The organism is Allobosea sp. TWI1241, assembly GCF_039673065.1.
Classification (GTDB): domain Bacteria; phylum Pseudomonadota; class Alphaproteobacteria; order Rhizobiales; family Beijerinckiaceae; genus Allobosea.
Window position 1 is genome coordinate 135965 of the sequence record NZ_JBDJKW010000008.1, and the last position, 15619, is coordinate 151583.

15 protein-coding genes are annotated in these 15619 nt (G+C 69.5%); 12 read left to right on the top strand and 3 right to left on the bottom strand.

Going from position 1 to position 15619, the window contains the following annotated elements; genetic code table 11:
• Positions 1-14 precede the first annotated feature (14 nt).
• The 3 genes from ABE438_RS12455 to ABE438_RS12465 are packed head-to-tail and all read left to right on the top strand — an operon-like array spanning position 15 to position 2954.
• A complete protein-coding gene (locus ABE438_RS12455) occupies positions 15-959 on the top strand; it encodes an ABC transporter permease (RefSeq protein ID WP_346502942.1) in 945 nt (314 codons plus the stop codon).
• Between the two features lie 4 nt (positions 960-963).
• On the top strand, positions 964-1965 hold the full coding sequence (locus ABE438_RS12460; RefSeq protein WP_346502943.1) for an ABC transporter ATP-binding protein: 1002 nt from the start codon (positions 964-966) through the stop codon (positions 1963-1965).
• The gene (locus ABE438_RS12465) at positions 1962-2954 is read left to right on the top strand and encodes an ABC transporter ATP-binding protein (protein WP_346502944.1); all 993 of its coding nucleotides are present in this window, start codon (positions 1962-1964) and stop codon (positions 2952-2954) included. The genes ABE438_RS12460 and ABE438_RS12465 overlap by 4 nt, the downstream gene beginning before the upstream one ends.
• 5 nt (positions 2955-2959) lie before the next feature.
• On the opposite strand, the gene ABE438_RS12470 is transcribed toward ABE438_RS12465, so the two are convergent.
• Together ABE438_RS12470 and ABE438_RS12475 are read right to left on the bottom strand one after the other, a co-directional pair.
• Positions 2960-4051: a M48 family metallopeptidase gene (locus ABE438_RS12470; RefSeq protein ID WP_346502945.1), complete on the bottom strand. Its 1092-nt coding sequence runs from the start codon at positions 4049-4051 to the stop codon at positions 2960-2962.
• A gap of 10 nt (positions 4052-4061) precedes the next feature.
• On the bottom strand, positions 4062-4619 hold the full coding sequence (locus ABE438_RS12475) for a LemA family protein (RefSeq protein WP_346502946.1): 558 nt from the start codon (positions 4617-4619) through the stop codon (positions 4062-4064).
• A 144-nt stretch (positions 4620-4763) separates the two neighbouring features.
• On the opposite strand from ABE438_RS12475, the gene ABE438_RS12480 reads away from it, so the two are divergent.
• The 4 genes from ABE438_RS12480 to ABE438_RS12495 all read left to right on the top strand — a co-directional run bounded on the left by ABE438_RS12480 (position 4764) and on the right by ABE438_RS12495 (position 9253).
• A complete protein-coding gene (locus ABE438_RS12480; RefSeq protein ID WP_346502947.1) occupies positions 4764-6314 on the top strand; it encodes an ATP-binding protein in 1551 nt (516 codons plus the stop codon).
• Positions 6307-7053 carry a response regulator gene (locus tag ABE438_RS12485; protein WP_346502948.1) on the top strand — a complete coding sequence of 249 codons (747 nt, stop codon included), beginning with the start codon at positions 6307-6309 and terminating at the stop codon, positions 7051-7053. The genes ABE438_RS12480 and ABE438_RS12485 overlap by 8 nt, the downstream gene beginning before the upstream one ends.
• Before the next feature lie 212 nt (positions 7054-7265).
• Positions 7266-7829: a TRAP transporter small permease subunit gene (locus ABE438_RS12490; RefSeq protein WP_346503015.1), complete on the top strand. Its 564-nt coding sequence runs from the start codon at positions 7266-7268 to the stop codon at positions 7827-7829.
• Entirely contained in the window at positions 7826-9253 is a 1428-nt protein-coding gene (locus ABE438_RS12495; protein WP_346502949.1) for a TRAP transporter large permease, read from the top strand. The genes ABE438_RS12490 and ABE438_RS12495 overlap by 4 nt, the downstream gene beginning before the upstream one ends.
• Positions 9254-9277: 24 nt before the next feature.
• On the opposite strand, the gene ABE438_RS12500 is transcribed toward ABE438_RS12495, so the two are convergent.
• Entirely contained in the window at positions 9278-10276 is a 999-nt protein-coding gene (locus ABE438_RS12500; RefSeq protein ID WP_346502950.1) for an LLM class flavin-dependent oxidoreductase, read from the bottom strand.
• A gap of 442 nt (positions 10277-10718) precedes the next feature.
• Here ABE438_RS12500 and rpsA point away from each other — a divergent pair, with 442 nt between their 5' ends.
• The 5 genes from rpsA to ABE438_RS12525 all read left to right on the top strand — a co-directional run bounded on the left by rpsA (position 10719) and on the right by ABE438_RS12525 (position 15604).
• Entirely contained in the window at positions 10719-12425 is a 1707-nt protein-coding gene (rpsA, locus tag ABE438_RS12505) for a 30S ribosomal protein S1 (protein WP_346502951.1), read from the top strand.
• A gap of 152 nt (positions 12426-12577) precedes the next feature.
• Positions 12578-13867: an Hsp70 family protein gene (locus tag ABE438_RS12510; RefSeq protein ID WP_346502952.1), complete on the top strand. Its 1290-nt coding sequence runs from the start codon at positions 12578-12580 to the stop codon at positions 13865-13867.
• A gap of 93 nt (positions 13868-13960) precedes the next feature.
• The gene (gene sppA / locus ABE438_RS12515) at positions 13961-14929 is read left to right on the top strand and encodes a signal peptide peptidase SppA (protein WP_346502953.1); all 969 of its coding nucleotides are present in this window, start codon (positions 13961-13963) and stop codon (positions 14927-14929) included.
• Between the two features lie 28 nt (positions 14930-14957).
• On the top strand, positions 14958-15242 hold the full coding sequence (gene ihfB / locus ABE438_RS12520; RefSeq protein ID WP_346502954.1) for an integration host factor subunit beta: 285 nt from the start codon (positions 14958-14960) through the stop codon (positions 15240-15242).
• Positions 15243-15268: 26 nt separating this feature from the next.
• Positions 15269-15604 carry a LapA family protein gene (locus ABE438_RS12525; RefSeq protein ID WP_346502955.1) on the top strand — a complete coding sequence of 112 codons (336 nt, stop codon included), beginning with the start codon at positions 15269-15271 and terminating at the stop codon, positions 15602-15604.
• Positions 15605-15619: the final 15 nt, after the last annotated feature.

Consider the following 15619-nt stretch of genomic DNA (forward strand, 5'->3'; position numbering starts at 1 on the left):
TGCGGAGGAGCGTCATGACCGACACGACCGGTTCCGCCACGAAGCCGCCCTCCCTCTGGGCCCGCTTCCTCGACAGCGACATCCTGGCGAGCTTCCTGCGCTCCAAGGTGACGATGGTCGCCGCCTTCGTGGTGCTGCTCCTCTTCATCGGCGCCGCCTTCTCGCCCTGGATCGCGCCGACCGACCCGTTCGACCCGGCCAGCGTATTCCTCTCCGACGCCAACATCCCGCCGGCCTGGCAGGATGGCGGCGATCCGCGCTTCCTGCTCGGCACCGACGATCAGGGCCGCGACCTCTATTCGGCGATCCTCTACGGCCTGCGCGTCTCGCTGATCGTCGGCGGCCTCGGCGTGCTGCTGGCGGCGACGATCGGCATCACGCTCGGCCTGCTCGCCGGCTATCTCGGCGGCCGGGTCGACGCGCTGATCATGCGCATCGCCGACGTGCAGCTGACCTTCCCCGCCATCCTGATCGCGCTGCTGATCGACGGCGTGGTGCGCGGCATCTTCAAGGGGGCGAACCGCGAGGACACCGCGCTCTACGTGCTGGTGATCTCGATCGGCCTGAGCTTCTGGGTGCAGTATGCCCGCACCATCCGCGGCTCGACCCTGGTCGAGCGCAACAAGGACTATGTCCAGGCCGCCCGCCTCGTCGGCCTGCCGGCGCCGCTGATCATGCTGCGCCATGTCCTGCCCAATGTGATCGGCCCGGTGCTGGTCATCCTCACCATCAACCTGGCGCTCGCGGTCATCACCGAGGCGACCCTGTCCTTCCTGGGCGTCGGCCTGCCGCCGACCCAGCCCTCGCTCGGCACGCTGATCTCGATCGGCAACCGCTATCTGTTCTCGGGGGACTGGTGGATCGTCGCCTTCCCCGGCGCGACGCTGGCCATCCTCGTCCTGGCGGTGAACCTGCTCGGCGACTGGCTGCGCGACGCCCTCAACCCCAGGCTGAGGTGAGCCGATGACGGAACCAGTGATCTCGGTCCGCGACCTCACGGTCGAGTTCGTGACGCGGCGCGGCACGTTGCGCGCGCTCGACAAGGTCTCCTTCGACGTCGCCCGCGGCGAGGTGCTCGGCGTGGTCGGCGAATCGGGTGCCGGCAAGTCGGTGACCGGCTCGGCGATCATCGGGCTGATCGACCCGCCCGGACGCATCGCCGGCGGCGAGATCCGCCTGGCGGGCGAGCGCATCGACAACCTGCCGCAGGAGCGCATGCGCCGCATCCGCGGCAAGCGCATCGGCATGATCTTCCAGGACCCGCTGACCAGCCTCAACCCGCTCTATCGCGTCGGCGAGCAGCTGGTCGAGACGATCCGCACCCATACCGATCTCGACGCGGCCGGCGCGCGCAAGCGCGCCATCGCGCTGCTCGACGAGGTCGGCATCCCGGCACCCGACCGGCGCATCGACGGCTATCCGCACGAGTTCTCCGGCGGCATGCGCCAGCGCGTGGTGATCGCGCTCGCGCTCTGTGCCGAGCCCGACTTCATCATCGCCGACGAGCCGACCACCGCGCTCGACGTCTCGGTGCAGGCGCAGATCATCGCGCTGATCAAGCGGCTCTGCAAGGAACGCGGCACCTCGGTGATGCTGGTCACCCACGATATGGGCGTCATCGCCGAGACGGCCGACCGGGTCGCGGTGATGTATGCCGGGCGCATCGCCGAGATCGGCCCGGTGCGCGATGTGGTCAAGGCGCCGCTGCACCCTTACGCCCGCGGGCTGATGGGCGCGATCCCCTCGATCGAGGGCGATGCCGAGCGGCTGGTGCAGATTCCCGGCGCCATGCCGCGCCTGTCCAATATCCCGCGCGGCTGCGCCTTCAATCCGCGCTGCGGCGAGGTGTTCGAGCGCTGCCGCGTCGAGCGGCCGGAGCTGATCGACGTCGAGGGCCGGCAGGTCGCCTGCCATCTCTACGACCGCGAGCACCAACCCGCCCGCACTGGGGAGATCGCGGCATGACAGAGCGGCCCTTCGTCGAGGTGCGCGACCTCAGGCGCGTCTTCGACGTCTCCAAGCCCTGGCTGAACCGCATGCTGGAGCGGCAGGACAAGCAGTTCCTCAAGGCGGTCGACGGCGTCTCCTTCGATATCCGCAAGGGCGAGACCTTCGCGCTCGTCGGCGAGTCCGGTTCGGGCAAGTCGACGGTGGCGCGCATGGTGGTCGGGCTGCTGCCGCCCTCCGGCGGCGCGGTCTCGATCGACGGCATCTCGATGACCGACCGCGCCGTCTCGCAGGAGCGCCAGCGCCTGCGCCGGCGCATCCAGATGATCTTCCAGGACCCTTACGCCTCGCTGAACCCGCGCTGGCGGGTCGGGCGGATCATCGCCGAGCCGATCCGCGCCTTCGACGTGATCCAGGGCGAGCAGGCGATCACCGCCCGCGTCGGCGAGCTGCTGACGCTGGTCGGCCTGCATCCCGACGACGCCAAGAAGTTCCCGCACGAATTCTCCGGCGGCCAGCGCCAGCGCATCGCGATCGCCCGCGCGCTCGCGGCCGATGCCGAGTTCATCGTCTGCGACGAGCCGACCTCGGCGCTCGACGTCTCGGTGCAGGCGCAGATCCTCAACCTGATGCGCGACCTGCAGGAGCGGCTCGGGCTGACCTATCTGTTCATCTCGCACAATCTCGCGGTCGTGCGGCACATGGCGACGCGCATCGGCGTGATGTATCTCGGCCGCCTCGTCGAGGTCTCGGAAGGCAAGCGGCTCTTTTCCGACCCGCGCCATCCCTATACCCGCATGCTGCTCGAGGCGGTGCCGGACCTCGCCATGGTCGGCAAGCCGCGCGAGGGCGTGAAGGGCGAGATCCCGAACCCGATCGACCCGCCCTCGGGCTGCACCTTCCATCCGCGCTGCCCGCTGGTCTTCGACCGCTGCCGGGTCGAGGCGCCGGCGGTGATCGACGGCGTCGCCTGCCATGCGGTGAACCAGGGCCGCGCCGCCGCCTGAAGGCCTTAAGAGGGCGGCAGCGGGCGCGACCAGGGTCCGCCCGCCTTCGAGGTCTCGACGATCTCCGTCAGGGGCTGGCGCGCGCCGACGCCCGGCGGGCCGTGCGGCGCGTCATCCGGCATCCGCCCGCCCGCCATCTCGACCAGCGCCTGGATGCGCTTGGTGATCGAGGGATGGGTCGAAAACATGTCGGCGAAGCTGTTCTGGTCGTTCTCGAAGCACATATCCATGACGCCCGACGGCACGCCGTCGAGATCGGCGCGGCCGGAGATCTTCAGCAGGGCCGAGATCATCGCATCCGGGTTCTTGGTCAGTTCGACCGCGCCGGCATCGGCGAGATATTCGCGCGAGCGCGACAGCGACAGCCGCACCACGATCGCCAGGAACCAGGCGATCGCGATCACCGCGACGCCGATCAGGATCGCCGCGCCGCCGCCGCCCTTCCTGTCGCCGGAGGAGGACGACGATGAGGACGACGAGGAGCCGCCGAAGCCGCTGCGGCCCATGCCGCGGAACATCAGCTCGCCGACCAGCGAGATCACGCCGGCGATCACCACGGCGATCACCATCAGCCGGACGTCGCCATTACGGATGTGGGTGAGCTCATGGGCGATCACCGCCTCGAGCTCCTCGTCGCTCAGCGCTTCGATCAGCCCGCTGGTCAGGGTGACGGTGAACTGCTTGTCGTTGACGCCGCTGGCGAAGGCATTGAGCGCGTCGCTCTGGATGATGGCGAGCTTGGGCGTCGTCATGCCCCGCGAGATGCACAAGGTCTCCAGCATGCGGAAGAGCTTGGGATTGTCGCTCTGCGTGATGCCCCGCGCGCCCGTGACCGAGCCGATCAGCGCGACATTGGTCTTGAAGCCGATCAGCACCCAGGCGCCGGTCGCCAGCGTGATATAGGGCAGCCAGGAGACGAAGCTCGCGCTGGCGTCGCTGATCGGGTCCCGGTAGGGCGAGCCGCCATAGCCATAGGCGACCAGCATCAGCCCCCAGCAGCTCAGATAGACCAGCAGGAACAGGCCGGCGATCAGCAGCCGCGAGCGGATGCGGTTGCTGCGCTGGTGGGTGTAGAGCCCGAAGGCCTGGGCTGGCATGGCCGGCCCTCTAGAACTTCACGCTGGGCGCGACCTCGATCTGGGCGCGGGCCTGCTCGCCGACATCGAAGAATTCGCGCGCGGTGAAGCCCATCTGCGGCGCGAACAGCACGGCCGGGAAGGCCTGGATGCCGGTGTTGTACTCGCTGACCGCGTTGTTGAAGAAGCGCCGCGCCGCGGCCAGCTTGTCCTCGACAGTGCCGAGATCCTGCTGGAGCTGCTGGAAGTTGGCGCTGGCCTTGAGGTCGGGATAGGCCTCGCCGAGGGCGAGCAGCCGGCCGACGGCGCCGCCGAGCTGCTGCTCCGCCACCGCCTGGTCGTGCGCGCCAGTGGCCTGCTGGGCGGCATTGCGCGCCTTGATCACCGCGTCGAAGGTCTCCTTCTCGTGCGCGGCATAACCCTTCACCGTCTCTACGAGGTTGGGAATCAGGTCGTGGCGCTGCTTGAGCTGGACGTCGATGTCGGCGAAGGCCTGGTTGACGCGCTGGCGCATCGCGACCAGCCCGTTATAGGTCATCACCAGATAGACCACGAGGGCGGCGATCAGTCCGAGCAGGGCCCAGCCCATGGCATTCTCCTTCGGCGGGAGGCGGCGTTGGCGCAACCTCGCATGAAACGGTCGCGCGGGGAAAGGTCGGCACCCCGGCGCGGCCCGGTTCTTGTGGCCGTCTGAGGCGAAATCCGGGATGCGGGCGCGCGGGGAGGGGGAGCGATGAGGGACTGGCTTCGCCCGCTCGGCCCGGGACCGGCGCGCGGCGCCTATCTCAAGGCCGCGGGCCTCGTGCTCCTGGCCGCGATCCCGACCGCGGCCATGCTGACCTTCACCCCGCTGGAGACGGCGTCCGCCCTGTTCATGCTGCCCGGGCTGGTCGCCGCCGTCCGTTACGGTACCGGCCCCGCCATCTTCGCGGCGCTGCTCGGCGCGGTGATGTCGGCGCTGTTCTACGATCCCGTGCTCAGCGTGCTGGTGGTGACGCCGTCGCAGATCATCGATCTCGCGATCTCGCTCATCGTCGCGATCACCATCGGGCGGCTCGCCGGGCAGCTCAGGGCCGAGATGGTCCGCGTCCGCGAGGGCGAACGCCGGGTGCGCCGCCTCTACGAACTCGGCAGCGAGATCGCCGGCGCCGGCGACCTGCCGGCGATCTATGACATCGTCGCCCGCCATATGGGCGAGGAACTCGGCCGCGCGGTGGTGCTGTTCGCGCCGAACGAGGCGGGCGCGTGGGGGCCGGTCCGGGCCGACGCGGATGCGGTGGTGCCGGGGCTGGCGACCGAGGTCGAGGCCTTCGCCGCGCGCGCGCCGCACGATGGCGGCACCGAGATCGACCTCGTCGCGCCGCCGGGCGCCGGGCGCTGGCTGCTCTGCCGCCTCGGCGCCGCCAGTCGCCACGGCGCCGTGCTCGCGGTTGCGATGGAGGACGGCGCGGCCGGCGCGACGGGCGAGGTGCTGGTCCAGGTGCGCTCGATCCTGGAGGAGGGCGCCCGCTCGCTCGAGCGCCTCGGCCTCAGCCGCGCGCTGGAGGAACGCCAGCTGCGCCGGCGCAGCGACCTGCTGCGCGACATGCTGATGGGCGCGGTCTCGCATGATCTGCGCACGCCCGTCGCCAGCATCATGGGCGCGGCGAGCGTGATCTCCGGGGCGCCCGCGCTGGCGGCGGAGCCGGAGCTGGTCGCGCTCGCCGAGGCGATCGCGCTGGAAGCGCGCCGGCTCGATCGCCGCATCCAGAACCTGCTCGACGTCACCCGCATCCGCGCCGGCGCGCTGCAGCCGCGGCTGGAGGACATCGAGGCAACCGACATCGTCAACGCGGTGCTCGCCGGGCTGTCGGAACGGCTGCTCGACCGGCGCGTCGCCCTCACGGTCGCCGACGCGCACCCTTGGGTCCGCGTCGACCCGGTGCTGATCGAGCAGGCACTGGTCAACATCCTGGACAATGCCGCCAAATACGCGCCTGCCGGGGCGCCGGTGGCGATCGCGCTCGGGCGCAGCGGCGACCGCCTCGCCATCGACGTGCGCGACGAGGGGCCGGGCCTCGACGGCGGCGAGCAGGCGCATCTTTTCGAACGCTTCTATCGCGGCGAGCGTCATGCCGATATTGCTGGCGGCAGCGGGCTCGGCCTGACCATCGCGCGCACCTTCGTCGAGGCCTGTGGCGGCACGATCGAGGCGCTGAGCGGCGGGCCGGGCCAGGGCACGACGATGCGCATTCTGCTCCCCGTCTCGCCGGCGGGAGCGACCAGGGAGGACGAGGATGGCTGACGAAAGGGCGTCGACGGCGGCGCCGCTCGTGCTCGTCGTCGACGACGAGCCGCAGATCAGGCGCTTTCTCAAGACCGGCTTCGAATTGCAGGGCTTCCGCATCGTTGAGGCCGGCACGGCGCGCGAGGCGCTGGAGGTCGCGGTGATGCGCAAGCCCGATCTCGTCGTGCTCGATCTCGGCCTGCCCGATGCCGACGGCGCCAGCGTGCTCGAGCAGTTGCGCGGCTGGTTCGACGGGGCGGTGATCGTGCTCTCGGTGCGCAATGCCGAGACCGACAAGGTCGCGCTGCTCGAAAAGGGCGCCGACGACTATGTGGTCAAGCCTTTCGGCATGGCCGAGCTGCTGGCGCGCGCCCGCGTGGTGCTGCGCCGCGTGGTCAGCCGCGGTGCGCCCGAGCCGGTGCTGCGCGTCGGCGCGCTGGCGCTCGACCTCGCCCAGCGCATCGTCACGCTGAACGGCGCGCCGGTGACGCTCTCGCCCAAGCAGTTCGCGCTGCTGCGGGCGCTCGGCATGCATCACGGCAAGGTGCTGACGCATCGCCAGCTGATGAAGGAGCTCTGGCCGCAGGACCCCGACGAGGACGTGCAGTATCTGCGCATCCTGATGAAGAAGCTGCGCGACAAGCTGGAGCCCGACCCGGCGCGGCCGGTCTATCTGGTGACCGAGCTCGCGATCGGCTACCGCCTGCGCACCCAGGAGCAGCTCGACCTGACAGGTTATGCCGAGGTTATGCCGTAGCCTTGTATAAGACATGGAACGGCTAAGCCCGTAACTGCTAGCGACGGCTCAATAAGCGCACAGGAAATGCGCCCGGAGCCGGGGCCTGTCCGGACGCCGTCCCGCGACCGCCGCGGCAGGCGTCGCAAGGCCGTTCCCGACCCCGGAGAACCCGGGGACGCCTGATGTTCAAACTCTGGTTGGCGCTCGCCACCGTCGGCGGCATGGCCGCGATGGTCTGGCTGGCCTGGACCTTCTGCCGGCAATTGCTGCCCTTCGCGCATGCGGTCGACCGCCTCGGCGGCTGGCTCGGCGTAATCGCGAGCTGGCTGGTGCTGCTCGCCTGCCTGGTCAGCGCCGGCAACGCCTCGATCCGCTACCTGGTCTCGTCCAGCTCCAATGCCTGGCTCGAGCTGCAATGGTACATGTTCGCCGGCATGGTCCTGCTCGGCGCGGCCAACACGCTGCGCGTCAACGAGCATGTCCGGGTCGACCTGCTCTACGGCATGGTCTCCGACCGCACCCGCCACTGGATCGACCTGATCGGCGGCGCGGTGTTCCTGACGCCGATGTGCGTCGTGCTGATCTGGTTCACCTGGCCCTGGTTCGTCCAGGCCTGGACGCTGAACGAGACCTCCAGCAATGCCGGCGGCCTGATCCGCTGGCCCGTGATCCTGCTGCTGCCGGTCGGCTTCTCGCTGCTGCTGCTGCAAGGCATGTCCGAGATGATCAAGCGCGCCGCAGCGCTGCGCGGCTTCCACCAGCACGAATTCGCTTACGAGAAGCCGCTGCAATGATCGACCTCATCCGCGCAAATCTCGGCCCCATGATGTTCGGGGGGCTGGTTCTCTTTCTGCTGATCGGCTACCCGGCCGCCTTCTCGCTGGCGGCGGTCGGCCTGTTCTTCGGCTTCATCGCGATCGAGATGGGCGTGATCGTGCCCCAGTACATGGGCAATCTCACCTTCCAGCTCTATTCGATCATCTCCAACGACCTGCTGCTGGCGATTCCCTTCTTCACCTTCATGGGCGCGGTGCTGGAGCGCTGCGGTCTCGCCGAGGATCTGCTCGATTCGATCGGCCAGCTCTTCGGCAGCGTGCGCGGCGGCCTGTCCTATGCGGTAATCTTCGTCGGCGCGATCCTCGGCGCCATCACCGGCACGGTCGCGGCCTCGGTCATCGCCATGGGCGTGATCTCCCTGCCGGTGATGATGCGCTACGGCTACAACATGCAGCACGCCACCGGCGTGATCGCGGCGTCGGGCACCATCACCCAGGTCATCCCGCCCTCGCTGGTGCTGATCGTCCTGGCCGACGTGATGGGCAAGTCGGTCGGAGACATGTATGCCGGCGCCATCGGCCCCAGCATCGTGCAGATCGCGCTGTTCTGCGCCTGGGTCGCCATCCTCAGCATCCTGCGGCCCTCGCATGTCCCGGCGCTGCCGCCCGAGGCGCGCACCCTGCGCGGCTGGCCGCTGGCGCTGAAGTGCATCCGCGGCATCGTCCCCTCGGCGGCGCTGATCTTCCTGGTGCTCGGCACGATCTTCGTCGGCCTCGCCACCCCGACGGAAGCCGGTGCCATGGGCGCGGTCGGCGCGCTCGGGCTCGCCGCGCTCTACCGGACGCTGACCTGGAAGCTGACCTATCAGGCCATGTCCTCGACCATGCGCATCACCGCCATGGTGACGATGATCCTGATCGGCGCCCGCGTGTTCAGCCTGGTCTTCCAGGGCGTCGGCGGCGGGCTGTGGATCGAGCACATGCTGACGGGCCTCCCCGGCGGTCAGGTCGGCTTCCTGACCTTCACCATGGTGTTCGTCTTCTTCATCGCCTTCTTCCTCGACTTCTTCGAGATCGCCTTCATCATCATCCCGCTGCTGGCGCCGGTCGCGACGAAGCTCGACATCAACCTGATCTGGTTCGGCCTGCTGATCTGCGCCAACATGCAGACGGCCTTCATGCACCCGCCCTTCGGCTTCGCGCTGTTCTACCTGCGCGGCATCGCGCCGCCGGAGGTGAAGACCCGCGACATCTATCTCGGGTCGATCCCGTGGATCGGGCTGCAGCTGCTGCTGGTCGCGCTGATGATCGTCTTCCCCGGCATGGTGACCTACTGGCTGGAGAAGCCGCCGGTCGCCGATCCGGCCGCGATCGAGCGCCAGTTCCAGAGCCTGCCGGGGCTCGAGGGCCTCAGCCTGCCGGGCCTGCCCGGGCAGAACTAGGACGCAAGGCGAGGGCGAGGCCGCTCAGGCGGCCTCGCCGCGCTCCCGCGCCACCTCGGCGAGGATGGTGTAGGAGCGCTTGCGGGCCTCGTGGTCGAAGATCGCCGAGGCGACGATCAGCTCGTCGGCGCGGGTGCGGGCGAGCAGGGCCTTCAGCCCTTCGCGCACCGTCTCGCGCGAGCCGACGATCGAGCAGGCCAGCATGCGCTGCGCCTGCAGCTTCTCGGCGCCGCTCCAGTAATCCTCGATATCGTCGATCGGCGGCGGCAGCAGGCCGCGCCGCCCGCGCAGCATGTCGGCGAAGCGCTGCTGCACCGAGGTGAAGAGATGGCGCGCCTCGGCGTCGGTCTCGGCCGCCACGACGTTGACGCCGACCATGGCATGCGGCCGGGCGCTCTGCGCCGAGGGCTCGAAGCGGTCGCGATAGACCGCCAGCGCATCGTCGAGGGCATCGGGCGCGAAATGCGAGGCGAAGGCGTAGGGCAGGCCGAGCATCGCCGCGAGCTGGGCGCCGAACAGGCTGGAGCCGAGGATCCAGAGCGGCACGTTGGAATTCATCCCCGGCACGGCGCGGATCGCCTGGTCCGCCTGCACCGGTCCGAGCAGCGCCTGCAATTCCAGCACGTCCTGCGGGAAGCGCTCGGCGGCCTCCGGATCGCGGCGCAGCGCGCGCCAGGTGCGCTGGTCGGTGCCGGGCGCCCGGCCGAGCCCGAGATCGATGCGCCCGGGATAGAGCGCGTCGAGCGTGCCGAACTGCTCGGCGATCACCAGCGGCGAGTGGTTCGGCAGCATGATGCCGCCGGCGCCGACGCGGATGGTCGCGGTGCCCTCGGCGACATAGCCGATCGCCACCGCGGTCGCGGCGCTGGCGATGCCGATCATGTTGTGGTGCTCGGCCAGCCAGAAGCGGGTGTAGCCGAGCGCCTCGACATGGCGGGCGAGGTCGCGGCTGTTGTGCAGCGCGTCGGCGGGCGTGGCGCCGTCGGCGACGAAGGCGAGGTCGAGAACGGAGAGCGGGAGCATGCGGGCCTTCCCCTGATCGGTGCGGCGACGCCGGGGTCGCGCTTCGCCGCAAGAGATCGGGCGCGGCCGGGGCGATCGCAAGGCCGCGGCGCGCATGGCCGCCCCGACGCCTCCGGCCGGCGCGGCTTCGCGGCGAAAAACCCGGGATAATCGCCGGGAAGCTTGCATCGGGGCCTGAAAATCGCTACGTCGCCTCCTGTCCGAAGGGCCGTGTCCGTCACGTGCCGGGAGCGCCTCGTTTCGGCGCGCGCCCGTCCAGCAGCGGGAAGCGCGTTTCGGATACGGATCGGCCCTGTGGCCCGGCGCCCGTCGTCCCGCTCGTCGCGGACGGCAAACGTCCCGCTCGGCGGGACACCGCATCGCCCGATCCGGCGTGCAACACCAACCGAACGGCGCCCAGCCGGACATCCGCGGGATACGCGGCCGGCCTCCAGGAGCACATATGTCTGCTGTCGAAAACTATCACGCGGGCCGCGAGGATTTCGCCGCCCTGCTCGAGGAATCGTTCCAGAAGAACGAGGCCCTCGAAGGTACCGTCATCAAGGGCAAGGTCGTCGCCATCGAGAAGGATATGGCGATCATCGATGTCGGCCTGAAGACGGAAGGGCGCGTCGCCCTCAAGGAATTCACCGGCCCCGGTCGCGACCAGGAGCTGAACGTCGGCGATGAGGTCGAGGTCTATCTCGACCGGATCGAGAACGCCCTCGGCGAAGCCGTCATCTCGCGCGACAAGGCGCGCCGCGAAGAGAGCTGGGTCAAGCTCGAGAAGGCCTTCGAGGCCCGCGAGAAGGTCACCGGCATGATCTTCAACACGGTCAAGGGTGGCTACACCGTCGATCTCGACGGCGCCGTGGCCTTCCTGCCGCGTTCGCAGGTCGACATCCGCCCGATCCGCGACGTCGGTCCGCTGATGGGCCAGCCGCAGCCCTTCGAGATCCTCAAGATGGATCGTCGCCGCGGCAACATCGTCGTCTCGCGCCGCACGGTTCTCGAAGAGACCCGCGCCGAGGCCCGCTCCGAGCTGGTCGCCTCCCTCGAGGAGGGTCAGGTCATCGACGGCGTCGTCAAGAACATCACCGAGTATGGTGCGTTCGTCGACCTCGGCGGCATCGACGGCCTGCTGCACGTCACCGACATGGCCTGGCGCCGCGTCAACCATCCGTCCGAGGTCGTCACCATCGGCCAGACGGTCAAGGTCAAGATCATCAAGATCAACCAGGAGACGCACCGCATCTCCCTGGGCATCAAGCAGCTCCTGGCCGATCCGTGGGACGGCATCGCCGCCCGCTACCCGGTCGGCGCCCGCCTCAAGGGCCGCGTGACCAACATCACGGACTACGGCGCCTTCGTCGAAGTGGAGCCGGGCATCGAAGGCCTGATCCACGTCTCGGAGATGTCCTGGACCAAGAAGAACGTCCACCCCGGCAAGATCGTCTCGACCTCGCAGGAAGTCGACGTTGCGATCCTCGAGGTCGACCAGGTCAAGCGCCGCATCTCGCTTGGCCTCAAGCAGACCCTCCGCAACCCGTGGGAGGTCTTCGCCGAGCAGCATCCGTCCGGTTCGGTGGTCGAGGGCGAGGTCAAGAACAAGACCGAGTTCGGCCTGTTCCTCGGCCTCGATGGCGACATCGACGGCATGATCCATCTGTCGGACCTGGACTGGAACCGTCCGGGCGAGCAGGTGATCGAGGAGTACAAGAAGGGCGACATGCTCCAGGCGGTCGTTCTCGACGTCGACGTCGAGAAGGAGCGCATCTCTCTCGGCCTGAAGCAGCTCGGCGGCGATCCCTTCGTGGATGCCGGCGAGTTCAAGAAGGGCCAGGTCGTCACCTGCGAGGTGATCGACGTCAAGGAGGGTGGTCTCGACGTCAAGATCGTCGGCACCGACATGACGACCTTCATCCGTCGCGCCGAGATCGCGCGTGACCGTGCCGAGCAGCGCCCCGAGCGCTTCGCGGCCGGCGAGAAGGTCGACGCTCGCGTCATCCTCTTCGACAAGAAGGCCCGCAAGATCCAGGTCTCGATCAAGGCCCTGGAGATGGCCGAGGAGCGCGAGGCGATGGCGCAGTTCGGCTCCGCCGACTCCGGCGCGTCGCTCGGCGACATCCTGGGCGCCGCCCTCAAGAAGGCCGGCACCGACAAGAAGTGAGACCGGGGCCGCCTCGCGGCGGCCTCTCTCGACCATCTGCCCGCGCGGAGCGATCCGCGCGGGTTTTTCTTTCGCCGCTGCCGTGATTGCGGGCTCTTCGCTGGCGCGAAGCCCCGGAAGGACGGCAGTGGTCCGCGTCACAGGAGCAGAGCATGACCACGGCCGCCATCGGCATCGATTTCGGCACCACCAACAGCGTGGTGGCGCTCGCCCATGCGGACGGCTCCGTGACGACGCGCAGCTTCGCCACCCGCCAGGGCGCGGTCGACGCCTATCGCTCGGCGCTGATGTTCTGGCGCGAGGGCCGGCCGCCCGAGACGCATGTCGCCCATGTCAGCGGCCCCGACGCGCTCGACATGGCGCTGGGCATGACCGCCGAGCACCGCTTCCTGCAGTCGCTGAAGACCCATCTCTCCAGCCGCGCCTTCCAGGAGACGCGGCTGTTTGGCAAGCTCTACCGGCTGGAGGATCTGATCGGCGTCTTCCTCGCCGACCTCGCCGCCGGGCTCGACGGGCTGGACCGGCACACCATGCTCTCCGGCCGCCCCGTCGTCTTCGCCGGCGAGCGCCCGGACGAGGAACTGGCGCTGACGCGGCTCAGGGCCGCCTATGGCCATGCCGGCATGGGCAAGGTCGATTTCGCCTATGAGCCGCTCGGCGCCGCCTACTGGTATGCGCGCGGGCTGGAGCGGGCGCAGACCATGCTGGTCGCCGACTTCGGCGGCGGCACCAGCGACTTCTCGGTGATGCGCTTCGAGCCGGGCGGGCGCGGCGGGCTGGAGGCGCTGCCGCTCTCCCATGCCGGCGTCGGCGTCGCCGGCGACAGCTTCGACTACCGCATCATCGAGCACGCCGTCTCGCCGCGCCTCGGCAAGGGCGGCGAGTACCTTTCCTTCGGCAAGCGCCTGCCGATCCCGGCGCATTACCACGCCGCTTTCGCGCAATGGCACCGGCTCTCGCTGATGAAGAGCCGCGAGACCATGGCCGAGCTCAAGGCGCTGATCCGCGACGCGGTCGAGCCAGACCGGCTCGAGGACCTGATGACGGTGATCGAATACGATCTCGGCTACGAGCTCTACCGGGCCGTCTCGGCCACCAAGATCGCGCTCTCCTCCCAGGACGAGACGGTGCTGCGCTTCGACCAGATGGGCGTCACCATCGAGCGCAGCGTGACCCGCGCCGAATTCGACGGCTGGATCGCCGCCGACGTCGCCGCGATCGAGGGCGCGCTCGACGAGGCGCTGGCCAAGGCCGGCGTGAGCGGCGAGGCGATCGAGGCGGTGTTTATGACCGGCGGCACCTCGCATGTCCCGGCCGTGCGCGCCCTGTTCGACGCCCGCTTCGGCGCGCAGCGCATCCATGTCGGCGATGCCTTCCGCTCGGTGGCGAGCGGGCTCGCCCTGCTGGCGCTCGACCGCAGCCGCGCCGCCGCAGCCGCCTGACACGGCGTCGCGGCCGCCGCTTCGCCATAATTGCCGCCTTGCTCGTGCGGGATGGCCCGTTTACATCACAGGCCCGAAGCTGGAGCCGCCGACATGTCGTCAGACGCCGATCTGCTCGCCGACCGCCGCAATCTGAGGCGGAAGCTTTCGCTGTGGCGGCTGCTGGCGCTGCTGGCGGTCGTCGTCATGGTCGTCGGCGGGGCTCTCGCCCTGACCGGCAACGTGCCGGGCGGCGTCTCGCAGGCCCATATCGCGCGCGTCACCATGTCGGGCTTCATCTCCGGCGACCGGCGCACGCTCGACATGCTCTCCTCGTTGGAGACCAGCCGGGCCAGCGCCGTGCTGCTGCGCATCGACAGCCCCGGCGGCACCGTCACCGGCTCCGAGGCGATCTACGAGGCGGTGCGCCAACTCGCCGGCAAGAAGCCGGTGGTGGCGGTCGTCGACGGCGTCGCGGCCTCGGGCGGCTACATCGCCGCGCTGGCCGGCGAGCGCATCGTGGCGCGCCAGACCTCGCCGGTCGGCTCGATCGGCGTGATCGCGCAGGTGCCGAACGTCGCGCGCCTGCTCGACATGATCGGCGTCAAGGTCGAGATCTCGCGTTCGAGCCCGCTCAAGGCCAATCCGAGCGGCCTCGAGCCGACCTCGCCGGAGGCGGCGGCCGAGATGGCCCGCATCGTCGCCGACAATTTCGAATGGTTCCGGACGCTCGTCGCCGAGCGCCGCAAGCTCAGCCCGGCCGAACTCGCCGCCGTTGCCGACGGGCGCGTGCATTCCGGGCGCCGTGCCGTGGCGCTCAAGCTGGTCGACGAACTCGGCGGCGAGCGCGAGGCGATCGCCTGGCTCGAGCGCGAGAAGGGCGTCGCGGCCTCGCTGCCGGTGCGCGACTGGCGCCCGCGCAGCCGCTCCTCCTCCTTCGGTCCCTGGGCGCTGGCGGCGTCGTTGGCGCGGGCCGCGGGCTTCGACCAGTTCGCCGCGGTGCTGGGCCGCGCCGCCGAGCAGCCGGCCGGCGTGCGGCTTGACGCGCCCCTGGCGCTCTGGCAGCCTTTCGGTGAAAAGTGACGATGTTACAAGCGGTTATATTGGCGCCATGATAAAATCAGAACTCGTCCAGCGTATCGCCGAACGCAACACCCATCTCTACCAGCGCGACATCGAGAACATCGTCGGCTCGATCCTCGACGAGATCGTCAAGGCGCTGGCGCGGGGAGACCGGGTCGAGCTGCGCGGCTTCGGCGCCTTCTCGACCAAGCAGCGCGAGGCGCGCATCGGGCGCAATCCGCGCACCGGCGACGCGGTCGAGGTCGAGCAGAAGCTGGTGCCGGTGTTCAAGACCGGCAAGGAGCTGCGCCTGCGCCTCAACGGCAAGGCGTGAGCGGGGCAGGCGGCGGGAGAAACCGGATGAAGGCATTCTTCAAGGCGCTGGTGCTCGTGCCGCTGGCCATCCTGCTCGTGCTGTTCTCGGTGGCGAACCGGGCGCCGGTGCGCGTCTCGCTCGATCCGATCAGCCGCGACGCGCCGCTGTTCTCGGTCGAGCTGCCGCTCTTCGCCGTCATCCTGGCGACGCTCGCGGTCGGGGTGCTGATCGGCGGCCTCGCCACCTGGCTCGCCCAGGGCAAGCACCGCAAGGCCGCGCGCGTCACCCGCAAGGAGTGCCAGATGCTGCGCGACGAAGCCCAGTCGCTGCGCGCGGCCGTGCCCGATTCCGCCCTGCCGGCCCTGACCAGCCGGGTCTGACGATCCAAGGGATAC